13 protein-coding genes are annotated in these 15,731 nt (G+C 37.4%); 9 read left to right on the top strand and 4 right to left on the bottom strand.

Translation table 11 applies throughout. From position 1 onward, the window contains the following. Positions 1 to 138: 138 nt before the first annotated feature. From ACTB0X_RS09980 to ACTB0X_RS09965, 4 genes are all read left to right on the top strand, one after another. Positions 139 to 1,926 carry a tetratricopeptide repeat protein gene (locus ACTB0X_RS09980; RefSeq protein ID WP_463024871.1) on the top strand — a complete coding sequence of 596 codons (1,788 nt, stop codon included), beginning with the start codon at positions 139 to 141 and terminating at the stop codon, positions 1,924 to 1,926. A gap of 93 nt (positions 1,927 to 2,019) precedes the next feature. Next, the gene (locus tag ACTB0X_RS09975; protein WP_463024870.1) at positions 2,020 to 2,994 is read left to right on the top strand and encodes an NAD(P)-dependent alcohol dehydrogenase; all 975 of its coding nucleotides are present in this window, start codon (positions 2,020 to 2,022) and stop codon (positions 2,992 to 2,994) included. Positions 2,995 to 3,060: 66 nt separating this feature from the next. Then, positions 3,061 to 4,146, top strand: a complete 1,086-nt coding sequence (locus ACTB0X_RS09970; protein ID WP_463024869.1) for a serine hydrolase domain-containing protein — start codon at positions 3,061 to 3,063, stop codon at positions 4,144 to 4,146. Positions 4,147 to 4,154: 8 nt separating this feature from the next. Further along, on the top strand, positions 4,155 to 4,505 hold the full coding sequence (locus ACTB0X_RS09965; RefSeq protein ID WP_463024868.1) for a hypothetical protein: 351 nt from the start codon (positions 4,155 to 4,157) through the stop codon (positions 4,503 to 4,505). 166 nt (positions 4,506 to 4,671) lie between these two features. Here ACTB0X_RS09965 and ACTB0X_RS09960 read toward each other — a convergent pair whose 3' ends face one another. Both ACTB0X_RS09960 and ACTB0X_RS09955 read right to left on the bottom strand, forming a co-directional pair. Next, positions 4,672 to 5,973 (bottom strand): amidohydrolase family protein, encoded by a 1,302-nt coding sequence (locus ACTB0X_RS09960; RefSeq protein WP_463024867.1) that lies wholly within the window; start codon positions 5,971 to 5,973, stop codon positions 4,672 to 4,674. After that, positions 5,960 to 9,001 carry an amidohydrolase family protein gene (locus tag ACTB0X_RS09955; protein WP_463024866.1) on the bottom strand — a complete coding sequence of 1,014 codons (3,042 nt, stop codon included), beginning with the start codon at positions 8,999 to 9,001 and terminating at the stop codon, positions 5,960 to 5,962. The genes ACTB0X_RS09960 and ACTB0X_RS09955 overlap by 14 nt, the downstream gene beginning before the upstream one ends. Before the next feature lie 119 nt (positions 9,002 to 9,120). Here ACTB0X_RS09955 and ACTB0X_RS09950 point away from each other — a divergent pair, with 119 nt between their 5' ends. The 3 genes from ACTB0X_RS09950 to ACTB0X_RS09940 all read left to right on the top strand — a co-directional run bounded on the left by ACTB0X_RS09950 (position 9,121) and on the right by ACTB0X_RS09940 (position 11,979). Continuing rightward, positions 9,121 to 9,570, top strand: a complete 450-nt coding sequence (locus ACTB0X_RS09950; protein ID WP_463024865.1) for a hypothetical protein — start codon at positions 9,121 to 9,123, stop codon at positions 9,568 to 9,570. Positions 9,571 to 9,595: 25 nt separating this feature from the next. Beyond that, positions 9,596 to 10,786 (top strand): GTPase HflX, encoded by a 1,191-nt coding sequence (gene hflX, locus ACTB0X_RS09945; RefSeq protein ID WP_463024864.1) that lies wholly within the window; start codon positions 9,596 to 9,598, stop codon positions 10,784 to 10,786. 68 nt (positions 10,787 to 10,854) lie between these two features. Then, positions 10,855 to 11,979, top strand: a complete 1,125-nt coding sequence (locus ACTB0X_RS09940) for an ATP-binding protein (protein WP_463024863.1) — start codon at positions 10,855 to 10,857, stop codon at positions 11,977 to 11,979. Here ACTB0X_RS09940 and ACTB0X_RS09935 read toward each other — a convergent pair. Together ACTB0X_RS09935 and ACTB0X_RS09930 are read right to left on the bottom strand one after the other, a co-directional pair. Continuing rightward, on the bottom strand, positions 11,976 to 13,796 hold the full coding sequence (locus ACTB0X_RS09935) for an ABC transporter ATP-binding protein (RefSeq protein ID WP_463024862.1): 1,821 nt from the start codon (positions 13,794 to 13,796) through the stop codon (positions 11,976 to 11,978). The genes ACTB0X_RS09940 and ACTB0X_RS09935 overlap by 4 nt on opposite strands. A gap of 7 nt (positions 13,797 to 13,803) precedes the next feature. Next, positions 13,804 to 14,754: a glycosyltransferase family protein gene (locus ACTB0X_RS09930; RefSeq protein WP_463024861.1), complete on the bottom strand. Its 951-nt coding sequence runs from the start codon at positions 14,752 to 14,754 to the stop codon at positions 13,804 to 13,806. Between the two features lie 115 nt (positions 14,755 to 14,869). Here ACTB0X_RS09930 and rbfA point away from each other — a divergent pair, with 115 nt between their 5' ends. Both rbfA and ACTB0X_RS09920 read left to right on the top strand, forming a co-directional pair. After that, on the top strand, positions 14,870 to 15,208 hold the full coding sequence (gene rbfA / locus ACTB0X_RS09925; RefSeq protein WP_463024860.1) for a 30S ribosome-binding factor RbfA: 339 nt from the start codon (positions 14,870 to 14,872) through the stop codon (positions 15,206 to 15,208). Further along, positions 15,208 to 15,731 (top strand): class I SAM-dependent methyltransferase (locus tag ACTB0X_RS09920; protein ID WP_463024859.1); only part of this gene is annotated, 524 nt, incomplete at its 3' end. The genes rbfA and ACTB0X_RS09920, both read left to right, overlap by 1 nt.

The following is a 15,731-nucleotide window of genomic DNA, read 5'->3' as shown; positions in this document are numbered from 1 at the left end:
TATTTTTAGAGAAGTAGAACCACGTCAATTTAAACTTTGAATACATTCAAACTATCAAGCTGGACTTCAGATTAATTCCTAAAACAAAAATTGCTGAAATCGATTTTTTATCCGAATTTACAAACTGAAAATTGATAAATGACGGATAAGAAATCCATAGCCGTGCTCCCTTTTGTTAATAGCAGTTCAAGCAGTGAAGCCGACTATTTTTCTGATGGCATTGCTGAGAGCATTATTAATGCCCTTGCAAAAATTCAAGAACTAAAGGTTACTTCTAGAACTTCTTCATTTTCATTTAAAGGCACAAACAGCAGTATTTCTGAAATCGCCAAAAAACTAAATGTTGCCATTATTCTAGAAGGAAGCATACAAGTAGCAGGTGCAACAGCTAGAATAACAACTCAACTCATTGAAACGAATAATGATTATAATTTTTGGTCGGAAACGTTTGATCGTGACCTGAAGAATATTTTCGAAGTTCAAGATGAGATCAGTTTACTAATTGCGGATAAATTACGTGAACATCTCGGACATTTTGAATTGGGTGAACATTTGGTGGATCAGTACAATGTGCCATTAGAAACCTATAAAAAATACCTCAAAGGGCGTTTCTACTTAATGAAGCTAGATTACACCAACACCCTAAAAGCCATTGCAATATTTGATGAGGTAATTGCCGAAAGCCCGAGTTTCCCTCTGCCCTATTTAGATGTAAACCAAGGTTACGCCTACATGGGCACCATGGGGATAATTTCTGCTTACGAAGGTTTTACCAAAGCACAACCCTACTTAGAACGAGCACTAGAATTAAACGAGAATTTACCAGAGTCTCAATTGAACAAAGCGTGGATTGAATGTTGGCAAAAATGGGATTTAAAACAAGCCTATATTTATCTTAATCAAGCACTAAGCATTCGTCCAACCGACAACATGTACCTAACCATGGCAAATCTTCTTACTGTAGAAGGAAAACTAGAAGTGGCTATGAGGTACAGTGACAAGGCGCTAGAAATTGCTCCATTTTCTTCGGTGAACATACACTACAAAGGCTTTCTGTATTACTTAATGGGTCATTACCAAGATGCACTAACCTATTTTAAACAAAGCCTTGATATTCAGCCAGAGCTTCCTTTTCCAGTAGTTAATATTGGAGCTTGTTATTTATTACTTGGCCAGCATAAAAAAAGCCTGGCTTATTTCGACAATCTTGCCGAAGACAATACAGGCTATTTGGCCAAGCTTGGAGGCACCACACTTGCACACGCCATAATGGGCAATACAGAGAAAGCTGAAGCTGGAATAACAGCACTTACAACTTACCTTCAATCTCCTTCTGCCGGAAATGCGCTCAATTTTCTTATCATCTGTCATGCTCAAATGGGCAATATAGAAGTGGCAATGGATTATTTCAAAAGTGCAACTGACAATCACTTCCCCATGGTTTTACTTCTGCCCACTGAGCCCTTAGCTAAACCGATCCACCACATTCCTGCATTTAAAAAGAGTATGGCGAACATTATTGGCGAAGTCGGCAATAGGTTGCCGCATCGTAAAAATAAAAAGTCGTTGTTTACGGAAAAGGAGAAAGTCCTTTACGAAAATCGCTTGCGCGAACTGATGGAGCAAGAACAATTGCACTTAAACTCTGCTCTCTCTTTGCGGTCACTAGCAGAGTACATGAATTTATCGCCCAATAATTTGTCTCAATTATTAAACGATGGCTTTGGACAAAACTTTGCTGACTTTGTAAATGGCTATCGGTTAGAGGAATTCAAATCAAAATTGAAAACCAAGAATGCTCACCTCCTGACCATTTTAGCCATTGCCTACGACAGTGGGTTCAATTCGAAAACCGTTTTCAATACCTTCTTTAAAAAGAAAATGGGCGTTACTCCCAAAACCTATTTGAATCAATTGAACCAATAAGTTCCGTTTTTCAAAGTTGTTCCGATTTATAAACCGGAACGATTGAAAAATTCAATCGTCGCACTTTTGCCTCATAATATAAAATCAAAAATTATGAAAGCAGTAATAGCAGAACAATACGGAGGTCCAGAAGTGCTTACCATTCAAACCCTAGCAATACCAATTCCAAAATCGAACGAAATACTTATTAAAATCAAGGCTACTTCGGTAACCAGAGCCAGTGGTATGATGCGTGAGGGAAAGCCCTATTTTGGTCGCTTATTTACAGGCTTAACCAAACCCAAAGTAAAAACACCCGGCACCGATTTGGCAGGAGTTGTAACAGCGGTAGGTTCTTCAGTTACTCGTTTCCAGATTGGTGATAAAGTAATGGCTGAAACTGGTCTAAATTATGGAGCATACGCTGAATTTATTTGTTTGTCTGAGGACGATTTGATTATACATCAACCAGAAAACATATGCCCTGAAGAAGCTACCGGGATATTAGATGGAGCTAGCACTGCGTTGGCATTCTTCACCGATCAAGTTAACATTAAAAAAGCTGATAAAATCCTTATTAATGGCGCATCAGGAAGTATTGGAACGGCCGCAATTCAGCTAGCCAAAAATTTTGGTGCAGATGTAACTGCCGTTTGTAGTGCTAAAAACAAAGCCCTAGTCAAAGACATTGGAGCAGACAAGGTTTTTGATTATACTAAGAATGAGTTGGAAAGTAGTGCTGATTTATTTGATGTGATTTTTGACACGGTTGGAACGATGTCCTATGCTAAATCAAAGCTTAATTTGAAAGAAAATGGGGTGTATATGACTCCAGTTTTGAGCCTGTCGGTCTTGCTCAACATGATGTTTATTTCTCCATTCTCTCAAAAGAAATTGAAATTTGACGCTACAGGAATTCGCAGAAAGGAATTGCGCATGCGAGACCTTATTGAAATTGGAAGGTTATTGGCAACGAATAAACTAAAAACAGTAATTGACAAAGTTTATTCCTTAGATCAAGTTCAAGCTGCACATGCCTATGTTGATACTGGCCGGAAACGAGGAAATGTGATTTTAATTAATGATTAGTAACATTATTGAAGTAGTTGAATAAAATTGATTTTTACCTTTGCTAAGCTTACTACCTAAAATAGGATGACCAAGAAACGAACGACGTTAATAATAAGACTAAGCCTGCTAGTTGGGACTATAGTATCCTTATTCTTTGTACCATGGCTGTTGGTTAAGGTATGGATACTTCCACTACCAAACACAATTCAGGAGCAAGTAGATGAAGCCGTTGGATATGGATTTGATGGCATTATTGTTTACGTTGACCAAGCTGATCAGGCACCTCAATTTTTTACTGCAGGTTGGCACAATCGCGAAGCTAAGATACCTGCCAAACCCCAAGCTCTTTTTAAGATTGCGAGCATCAGCAAGCTATATGATATTGTAGCTGTTACCAAATTAGTTAGTAGAGGCCGGCTTTCTTTGAACAAAACTATTGCCGATTATTTACCCAACTTAATAGGAAGAATTGAAAACGCTGAGAAAATATCGTTGAGTATGATCATACAGCATAGGAGTGGCATTCCCAATTTTACGAATGCCCCAAACTTTTGGGCAGCTCCAACCCAGACTTATGAAGAAAGCCTTGCATTGATTCTTGATAAACCTTCCAACTTTGAACCAGGTGAAGACTATGAATATTGCAACACTAACTATCTACTAATTAATAAAATTATGGATGACGTGCTCGGTTATGGGAACTTTCAATTCATTCAAGAAGAAATTCTTCTACCCCTTCATCTTGATCACACTTTTGGATCGTTAAAGGAAGTAAATATAGACGATGTAATGAGTGGTTACCATGTTGGACACCCATTTGATTTAAAAGCAGATGAGCATGGCATGGTAGCAACAGCTGAAGACGTCGGAACTTTTTTAAGGGCATTGAACGACGGTTCATTGTTTGATGAAGGAGAACAAGAGATTTATGCTTCTATTTACGAATTTGAACACGGTGGTTGGGTTCCCGGTTACCAGAGTTTTGCAAAATATCACAAAGACCTTGATGCTGTAACAATTGAGTTCTACAGCACAACAGATCCTAAACTATACAACTGGAACTTGTCAGAAGTTATAAATAATAGAATTGTTAAAATTTTGAGAAGTAAAAAGACTTGTACTAAACACCTAAGTAATGTGTGTAAGCTCCCATTTTTAGTAAGGTTCTAAATTATTCTATGAGCAAATTTTTCAAAAATATAATTAATCCAAAAAATGAGGTTAGCAAAATATTTGAGAGTTTATGTGAGAATGTAATCAAAATAGATTGGAAAACAATTCAAGAAGAGTTTCATGATTCTATCGAAGAATTTTACCCTTCCGTTCGATGCAGAGTAAATATTGAAATAACAGAAGAGAGAAATACAATTCCTCCAAGATTACCAAGTAGAATTAAAGTGACAACGTTATTATTAGCAAACATTGTTGCAGGTAAAAAATATACAAGTGAGTTATATTTAAACACATTGGAATTCTGTTCGAATTTAGAAGTTCATAAAGGAAATTTTGCTTCAAATTTCACCTATTAGGGGTGGTTTGGAACGTGTGCAACTTTGGCAACTTTTGCCACTAGTTTACAACAACAAGAAATATTAACTACTTGATATATATTTTTCTAATTTTTACAATCTCAGGATTTGAAAACCTGTTAGGTCTTTGAATTCGTTTCAAAAAAAAAGAAGCACCTCCACCCCATCAATTCACTTCCAACCCATACTTCTTCATGTACTTTTCGTACAATTCCCGTTGATGACTGCTTAAATCAATTGTTTGACCATTTACAAAAGCAATCGTTACATTATTGGTTTTCATGTCCAATGCATCGCCTTTGGAGACAAACAAAGTCGCTAGTTTTCCAATTTCTATGGAGCCTACTTGTTTTTCGATTCCTAGTATTTTAGCTGCATTCAATGTAATACTCGACAACGCTTCTTCTTTGTCTAATCCATAAGCAGCAGCAGTACCGGCATAAAATGGCAAATTTCGAGTTCCCATGGCTTGCATGCGACCATCGTTTTGCAAACAGAACAACACTCCAGCTTCTTTCAATAATGCAGGCATTCGGTAGGGTTGGTCAACAGCATCATCTTCCCGTAAAGGCAACTCATGCACTCTTCTCAATACAACTGGAATGTTGTAGTCTACCAACAAATCAGCGACTAAAAGCGCATCATAAGCACCTACCAATACTGGCTTTTTGATTTCTTGCTCTCGAATAAAATAAATGGCTTCAGACAATTCCTTTGCTTTGTCGGCATGAATAAAGACTTTTTTATTCCCTTTGAACACTTCACGCATGGCTTCAAATCTCAAATTCTTCTCCAAATTAAAGTCTGACTTTGAGTAGGCTTTTGCATTCAAAAAGAAAGTCTTCAATTCCTTTACTTCCGTCAAATAGTTTTTATTTTCAAAATAAACAATGTCTCCATTTTCCCACTTCGAAGAATAAACGGAAGGCCAATTGATGTGAATTGCATCGTCGATCTTCAACACGGCATCTTCCCAATTCCATCCATTCAAATTAAAGATAGAAGAAGTTCCGGAAATTCTTCCACCTTGAGGAGTCGATTGAACAATTAAAACGCCATTGGAACGAACTGTTGGAATAATTTTAGAATCGGTATTGTACGCCACCAAACTTCTGACTTGCGGCGTAATACTCCCCACTTCATTGTTGTCTCGTGTTGATCTTACTGCATCAATTTCTACCAATCCCAACACATTGTTAGGAGAAATAAACCCAGGATAGGAATGTTGTCCATACATCCGAATTATGGTATCGTAAGCATTCGTATCCAATCGATAATCTTGCGCACTCATCACCAAATTGATGATCGCTCCTTTAATTCCAATGGCTGAATTTTTAATCACGTCACCATTTCCGATGTGAGCCGTCGTTCCTAAAATCAGCGTTGTTCGCTCATTCTTATTCTGTGCATTCAACACAAATACACCACAAATAGCGAAGATTGATAAAATAGTTTTAATTGATTTCATACCCTTCGTCCTCCATACTTTCACATTCATACAATTGCTTTTCTTTTGCTTCCGGTTTCTTCGTTTTCTCTCCCTTTTTCTTCGCCTCTATCAGTTTCTGAACCAGTCGCTCTCGTTCGGTACTTACCTTTTTTCTCAACTCCTGATCTCTTTCTGCATCGTAATAACAAACGCCATCGATAATGGTCTTTTGAACTTTAGAATACACCGATAACGGATCTCCAGACCATACCACCAAATCAGCATCCTTTCCTTCTGCAATACTCCCCATGCGTCTATCTAAATGAAGCATTTTTGCAGGGTTTAAAGTCACAAATTTCAATGCTTCTACCTCACTCACATTTCCATATTTCACTGCTTTTGCTGCTTCTTGATTCAATCGTCTACCCATTTCAGCATCATCAGAATTAAATCCGGTGGTTACGCCCATTTTATGCAGGATTGCTCCATTGTATGGAATGGCATCATTCACCTCAAATTTATACGCCCACCAATCGGAGAACGTAGAACCTGCAGCTCCGTGTTCCTTCATTTTATCGGCCACTTTATAGCCTTCTAAAATGTGTGTAAACGTATTGATTTTAAAACCCATCGAATCGGCCACATGCATCAACATATTGATTTCTGATTGCACATAAGAATGACAGGTAATGAAGCGTTTTTTATCCAAAATCTCCACTAATGTTTCCAGTTCCAAATCTTTTCTCGGAACGCTCATTTCCTTGCGATCTCGATTGTTTTTAGAATTGTATAGCGTCCAATTATCTCTGTATGTTTTTGCTCTTATAAAATCATCGTAATATACTTGCTCCACTCCCATTCTTGTTTGCGGGAAACGCACTTTCCGCTCATCACCCCAATTGGATTGCTTCACATTCTCGCCCAACGCAAATTTGATAAACCCGTCTGCAGAATCAATTTTCATTACCTCAGGAGTTTCTCCCCACTTCAATTTAATCAGGGCACTTTGTCCACCAATAGGATTAGCCGAACCATGCAGCAACTGTGAAGCAACTACTCCACCAGAAAGTTGACGGTAAATATTAATATCGTCGGAATTAACCACGTCGCCAATAGAAACCTCAGCGGTATTTGCTTGTCCACTTTCGTTCACTCCACGGCTAATGGCAATGTGCGAATGTTCGTCGATTATGCCTGAAGTAATGTGTAGACCTTTGGCATCAAACTCTTCTACTTGAGGTGCCTTTTTATGAAAAATAATACTGAGATCCAACTTTGGTCCTATTTTGTGAATCTTCCCATCAATCACCAACACATCGGTTTCTCTTAAAGTTCCTTTGCTTTCATTGGTCCAAACCGTCGCATTTCGATACATTACATTCTTAGCTTCTGGTTTTATTTCAGATCCGAATGCCATATTTGGATACCAAACTGATCCATGGGTCATCACTTCCGTTGAATCTTTCTTCTTTTCTGCTACAAATTCTTTCTTCTTTATGGCACCCCATTTCACCCAATCTCCTTTCGGCGAAATGGCATTTCCACTCCAGATTCTACTTTTCTCATCGCTCACATGTCCGCTTAAGCGAATGACTTCTTTGCTTCCTTTACTCGAAAAAGCCAACGACACTTGATTACCTTTTAACACAATGGTGCAAGGCTTGGCTGAGTCATCACTTTTTATTTTAGCAGTTAGCTTATCCAACTCCCCTTCCACAGTTAAGTCATATTGCATTATCCCTTCAATGTTGATGCTATACGTTCCTCGAATATCAATATTCGTTCTGTCACTAATAATGTATGGCTGCCCTTCTACCCAGTTTTCAAAAACAATCGACTTCTTATCGAAAATAGAAGCAGAAGTAATGATGAAATTAGCTGGATTACCTTTTTTTAGAGTTCCATCTGTATATTTTAGATTTAAGATTTGTGCAGGAGAAGTAGTAATTGCCGCCAAAGCGTCATCTTTTGATAAACCTGCACGAATCGCTTTACGCCAATTGGCTAAAAACTCTGACTGACTTTCCAATCCATTCGCTGTAAAGCAAAAAGGAACCTCAGCCGCTTTTAACATGGCCGCGTTGAAAGGCGCCATTTCCCAATGTTTCATTTCCCCTAACGATACATTCATGGCATCATAAGGATTTTCTACATCAAACGCCGAAGGGAAATTCAAAGGCAAAATAAAAGCAGAATTCAATGCTTTAATCTCATCTACTCGTTTATACTCATCTCCATTTCCTTTGATGATGAATTTAAAATCAAACTCTTTCGCAATTTTATCCGCTCTAAAAGCTGACAAATAGCTATCTACTGAAATGACTTTAGGAAGTACTTTCGTTCGATTGATATTTTCTAAGGTAATGTTGTATTCTTTGGAGCTCAATCGGTTTTCATACCACTGAGCATCGTAATAGGTTTGTCGCATCAAAGCTATAATTCCCATTAAAGAGGAAGGATAAGTTTGCTTTGAGCTGCCTTTATCAAAAGACAAAGAAGTAAAGACTTCACTTTGCTCCAACGACTCATTGGGAGTTTCCAACCCCAATGAAACCAATGCGGCAGTTCCTCTAAAAATTCCATCTTGTTGATGAGTAGCCACTACTCCAAATCCATTTTTTCTTAATTCCTTGGCTTTATCATGCTCAATAGCAAAATGCTCAAAAGCTTTATTCTCCGCTTTTACAGCTTCGTTCCAATTGTATGCACCCTCCTTGTTGGATTCTAATTGTGGCGAACCACCTTTTCTACTATTTTCTGAATCCTTTTGAATACCATAGTCAGAATAAGCATCAATGAAAGAATGGTAAATAAATGCTCCTTTCAAATCGTATACCACACATGATTTAGGAATAGCAACGTCTTTTCCAACGGCCTCTATTTTTCCATTTTTAATCAATAAGGTTGCCTTCTGCAATAACTCTCCAGGAGCCACAGTAATAGTGGCATTCGTAAATGCAACGGAATTGTTGTTTGGATTTCTATTCCCGTTGACGGGGAAGGTAGATTGGGCGTAAACAGTACAAAAAGGTATGAAGCTAAAGATAAGCAGGTACAAAAACCGCATTAGAATTGAAATTAAGATGTAAAAATGAAGGCTAAATTAAGAAAAGTAACCTAGGAGCCACTTCGAAACACACTTTTTACTTGTCGTTTTCATTACCTTTGACTTCAAAATTTTTGACTATGGAAATGATATTGATGATTCACTCGCTTTTGCGATATGTTATTTTGATTTTATTGGTATTTACAATCATCAAAGCATTTGCCGGATGGTTTGGAAATAAAGAATATACCGCTTCAGATAACAAATTGAGCTTATTCACTTTTATCAGTGCTCACTTGCAATTGGTGATAGGATTAGGAGTGTATTTTATGAGCCCAATCGTAAAAACAGGAATGAGTGATATGGCTGCTGCAATGAAGGATCCTATTTTGAGATTCTGGTCTGTGGAGCATATGTTATCAATGATTGTAGCCATCGCTATTATCACCCTTGGACGAATTATGAGTAAAAAAGCAACGACAGATGCAGCGAAGCACCGAAGAATTGCCATTTATTATCTATTGGCATTGGTGTTGATTTTCTCTGCTATTCCTTGGCCTTTCTCAGCAATCGCTCGTCCTTGGTTTTAACCAATAAATTGACTATTTTCTGTAAATGAATCTACACGATACGATTGAAAAAAGAGATGAAACCGCTATTTTAGTAGGAGTCATCACGCAAGAACAAGACGAAGCAAAAGTAGACGAATACTTGGACGAGTTGGCTTTTCTAGCTTTGACAGCTGGTGCAACTGAACATGCGCGTTTTACTCAAAAAATGGCAAAACCTAACCCAAAAACATTTGTGGGTGCTGGAAAACTGGATGACATTGCAGCATACGTTAAAACCCATGACATTCAAATGGTGATTTTTGACGATGAGCTAAGTCCATCTCAATTGAGAAACATTGAAAGTGTATTGAATACAAAAATCTTAGATCGAAGTAATTTGATTCTAGATATTTTTGCTAAACGTGCTCGTAGTGCTGAAGCTAGAACTCAAGTAGAGTTGGCTCAATACGAATACTTATTGCCTCGATTGACTAGAATGTGGACTCACCTTTCTCGTCAGAAGGGGGGAATTGGAATGCGTGGACCTGGTGAAACAGAAATTGAAACGGATAGACGTATTATTCGCGACAAAATCACTTTGCTAAAGGAGAAGCTAAAGAAAATTGACAAGCAGAAAGCAACCCAACGAAAAGGCCGTGAGCAGATGATTCGTGCTGCTTTGGTTGGATATACCAACGTTGGAAAGTCTACTGTGATGAATATGCTAGCTATATCAGAAGTATTCGCAGAGAACAAACTATTTGCAACATTAGACACTACAGTGCGTAAAGTCGTGGTTGGAAATTTACCTTTTCTACTTTCTGACACTGTTGGATTTATCCGTAAGCTTCCTCACCATTTAGTAGATTCATTTAAGTCTACTTTAGACGAAGTTCGTGAAGCCGATGTATTGATTCATGTGGTAGACATTTCTCATCCCAATTTCGAAGATCATATCAATACGGTAAAAGAAACATTGAAAGAGCTCAACTCATTGGACAAGGCGACTATTATGATTTTTAATAAAATCGATGCCTTTACTTACGTGAAAAAAGACGAGGATGATTTGACTCCAAAAGTGCGGGAAAACTACTCTTTGGAAGAGTTAATGAAAACTTGGATGGCGAAAGAAAACTATCCATGCATCTTTATTTCGGCTCAGAAAAAGACCAACATTGACGGTTTAAGAGACTTACTTTACGAAACCATTAAAGACCAACACCTAAGGATTTATCCGCATAAATTACTGTACTAAAAAGCGAACTCTTTGCGATTTGATGCACAAATGGTTCAATGTACCTGTTAAATTCTTACCATTGTTGCATGATTGATCGCATCATTTACTCAAATCTGGTAAAAAAACTAAGAAAAGGGAAGACCATTATTGTGCTAGGACCTAGGCAGGTTGGCAAAACTACCTTAATAAAGCTCTTAGTTAAAGATCTAAAAAATGCACTTTGGCTAAATGCTGAAAATCAAGAAGTACAGTTACTATTTAGAGATTTGTACCCAGATCAATTGGAAAAAAAATTTAGAGGAATTTCCACCTTGGTAATTGATGAAGCTCAACTAATCAAAAAACTAGGAATAAAACTAAGGTCACTAACTGAAGAACTTCCACACATTCAATTGATCATAATTGGTTCTTCAACAATTGAGTTTACCCAAGAAATAGATAAGCCACTAATAGGTAAAAAATGGGAATATCAATTACTCCCACTTTCGTTTCAAGAGATGGCCAATAACCATGGTTTGATTGAAGAAAAACGATTGTTGTTTCACCGATTGGTTTATGGCTATTATCCTGAGGTTGCAACATCAGATGGTGATGAAAAAGAAATTGTGAAACAAATAACTGATCGGTATCTTTTCAGGGACATTAATGGTTGGAAAAGAATAAATAAAAGCGAAAAGATATTTAAACTACTACGGGCTTTAGCATTTCAAGTAGGTCAGCCAGTTTCCTATAATGAATTGGGTAAAAAAATAGGATTAAACAATGAAACCATAGAAGCTTACATAGAAATACTGGAAAAAGCATACATCATCTTTCGATTGAGATCGTTCAGTAGAAACCTACCTGTAGAATTAAAAAAAAGCCGCAAGATCTATTTCTATGACAATGGAATTCGGAACGCACTAATTGAAAATTTTCAGCAACCTCCGCTTCGTAAAGATAGTGACGATTTGTGGGAAAACTTCTTAATTTCAGAACGATACAAACACCTCAGCTACAAAAATATTAAGACCAACAACTTTTTTTGGGGAACAAAGGACCAGCAAGAAATTGATTATTTGGAGGAAAATGATGGGCAAATCTCAGCCTATGAATTCAAATGGAAACCAACCAATAAAACAGGAGTTACCAAAACCTTTACCAAAGCTTACCCTGAAGCAACTGTTCAAATTATTACTCCAAATAACTATATCGATTTCATTACTGGTTAAGAGAACGTCTGTAAATCCGTTAACTTTTTATAAACGCCATTTTGTGCAATCAAGCCATCATGTGTACCTCTTTCAGCCACTTCTCCATCTTGCATTACGATAATTTCATCAGCATGCTGAATCGTTGACAATCGGTGTGCAATAACTATTGAAGTTCTATTTTGCATCAGTTTGTATAAAGCATCTTGCACCAATTTTTCGGACTCAGTATCTAATGCAGAAGTCGCTTCATCCAAAATCATAATCGGTGGATTCTTCATGACTGCTCGCGCAATGCTAATTCGCTGTTTCTGCCCTCCTGAAAGCTTACCACCACCATCACCAATATTGGTATGGTAGCCATTCGGCATCTTGTCAATAAACTCATGAGCATTGGCAATCTTAGCCGCTTCAATCACACCTTCCATCGTAGGATTCTCTATTCCTAAAGCGATGTTGTTGTAGATGGTATCATTAAATAAAATAGACTGTTGAGAAACAATGCCCATCAATGATCTTAAATCTTTGATTTTATAATCTGTTATTGGGTGTCCATCCAACCAAATACCGCCACTTTTTGGATCATAAAATCGTGGCAACAAATCAACCAACGTAGACTTACCACCACCAGACTGACCAACCAATGCGATTGTTTTTCCTTTCTGAACTTGGATATTTACGTTCTTCAAGACTACGGTGTCGCCATAAGCAAAAGTCAAATCTCTATACTCAATACCCTCTTTGAATCCGTTTACACTGATTGCATCTGCCTTTTCAGTGATTTTATTTTCAGCATCTAACACCATGTCGATTCTTTCAGTAGAAGCAGCACCCTTTTGAATGTTGTAATACGCCGACGAAAGCGACTTAACCGGATTCAACAATTGCGAAAAGATAATAATGTATCCTATAAAATCACCACCGCTAAACTCTACCGCAGGATCCAATACCATGTTTCCACCGTACCAAACTAATGCAACCATCACGATTGAGCCTAAAAACTCACTCAATGGTGAAGCTAAATCACGCTTTCGAAACATCTTTAGCATGGTGGAATTGTACTCTCCATTAATAGAGTCAAATTTTTGATTGGCAGAAGCCTCCGCATTAAAGGCCTTTAGAATTCTTAAACCTGTCAAAGTCTCTTCAACATTCGACAACAATTCCCCCATTTTTATTTGAAGCTTGGAAGAAGTTCGTTTTAAACTTTTACCCACTTTTCCGATAATCAATCCACTAATTGGCAACAACACCAATGAAAACAAAGTCAAATTGGCATTCATGCTAATCATTATTCCTAAGGACAAAACAATAGAAATAGGATCCCGAAAAAGCATTTCCAACGAACTCATTATCGACCATTCCACTTCTTGAACGTCGCCAGTAATTCGGCTAATGATATCTCCTTTCTTCTCTTCTGAATAAAATGAAAGCGGCAAAACTAAAATCTTTCTATAAATAGCTTGACGAATGTCTCTCACCACTCCACTTCTTATATTGGCCATAAAAAAACGACTCAAATAGCCGAAAATATTCTTCAAGAAAAAGAGAACAGCAACAGTCAAACAAATGAACAATAATGCACCTCGTTGACCATACTCCACGATAAAAGGTTGCATTCTATAATTGAATAGGGTTGTAATATAGTCTGCGCTCAACTCAAAATCAGGCTGCACTAAAACAGGCTTAACATCTCCAAACAATAGATTTAGAAATGGGATAAATGCCAATAGAGACAATAAGTTAAAAAACACAGACAACACATTGAAGCCAATGCTAAGAAGGGCCACTAGTTTATAAGGTGCGAGGTATTTTCCAATTTTGAGTAAACTCTTCATTAATCAGTTATTTGAGTATAAGTTTCCAATTTTTAAAACCAAAATAGTGCTTCCCACCATTGAGATTACGTTCTAAAAATGAGATAATTCTATATTTTAATTTTTCGTGTTTGAACTTTGGTCGATCCGGACGTTTCATCGTTGTGTAGTTCAATTGATGCCCCCAAGAAAAATCTTTCATTTTCTCTTCCATTACTCTCGGATGTGTTCCTTTAAACAACGGCAAATGCTTCAATGGTCCATAATCAAAACCTGCCTGTTGGTTTTCATAAATTGCGTCTACCGTCTGCTTATCTTTATAAGCTGAATCCATTGCTTTTTTCTTGCTCTGCATGTATTCCGGTGGACGAACCCAACCATAATGATAAATATAGGCATCAACGGCAGCTACATTTAATTGGTAAGCATTTTCTTTCGTTCGATAGCTTTTACCGTCAAAATTTTCAATTCGCATAAAAGATTGTGCGTCTCCAAAAGAATGAATCGTCGGCAAATTCCGAACAACCCTTACTTCATTTTGATACCAACCATGGTGATTGATGAAATGGTCGTAATCTCCAAAAAAATGGCGGTACTTAAACAACAATCCTTCAACCTTCTCATTGTGCAATAATTCTTCGCAACGGGCTTTAATAATTGGCAAATCATCTTCATGAACCACTTCATCTGCTTGAATGTAGAACAACCAATCGCCCGAGCAATGCGACTTGGCGATATCTGTTTGGTGGGCGTATTCTGTTCCATGAGGAAAGGCAGCTAAATCCCACTCTGTTTCAATTATTTTAATTTTGGGAGAATTAATACTTTCTAATAATTCTCTTGTATTGTCATCAGCATCTCCTTTTCCTAAAGCCACCACAAACTCATCCACTATGGGAAGAATGGATTGAATCGATTCGCAAATCGGATAATACAATTTGGAGACATTTCTAGTAAAAGTAAACCCGCTAATTTTCATTAAAATTGATCAAAATGATATTCGGTTCAAAGTTATTCATTCCATTTCATATGGATTGTCCAACTATCTTTCGAATGTAAACATATATTCCTAATTCATTTGATAACTTTGCACCATGGATAGCTTAAGACAAAGTAAGGTAGCACGGTTACTACAAAAAGAAATCGGTGATATTTTTATCAAGGATTTTAAATCTCCTTTACCAGGTGTAATGATTTCCATTACCCAAGTTAGAGTAAGCCCAGACCTTGGTGTGGCTAAGGTATACGTAAGTTTATTTCCATCCGATGACAAAAAAACGGCCTTGGAAACTTTGCGTAAAAAGACCTCAGAAGTGAGAGGATTCCTTGGAAAAAGAGTAGCAAAACAACTTCGAATAGTGCCAGAAATTATTTTCTACTTGGATGATTCTTTCGATTATGCTGAGAAGATTGACCTATTGTTGAAGAAATAATGCCACTACTCAACATCAAAAAAACAGAAAACGAGGAAGAAAAAGTCTGGCTGGGTCAACAAATTGGCCGATCTACATTCCTAAGAAAAGGATTTCACTCGTTATCTAATTTCTTAATTCTAAGAAGTTGGTACATTCGAAAAGCAATAAAAGACTGGGCTAAAAATGCACCTGCTGATGTCAATATATTAGACTTAGGTTCAGGCTTTGGGCAATGTGCCTTTTACCTTTCTTCGATCAATCCGAAATGGAATATCTTTTCATTGGACATCAACAGAGATAAAGTGTGCCAATGCAATTCCTTTTTTAATGAAATTGGAAGACAGAATGTAGTTTTTAGAACGGCAGACATTCAAGAATACGTGCAAGAAGAGGCGTATAACCTCGTTTTGTCCATTGATGTTTTGCAATACATTGAAGATGATACCGCACTTCTTGATAATATTTATCGCTCATTAAAACCAAATGGAACCATTTTACTTTCTTCGATCTGGCAGCCGACCCGCGAAGCGATTGAGACGAT

It is taken from the genome of Acidiluteibacter sp. (genome assembly GCF_055129545.1).
The sequence above is the reverse complement of the archived record's forward strand: the minus strand, read 5'-3'. Positions and strand labels throughout refer to the sequence as shown.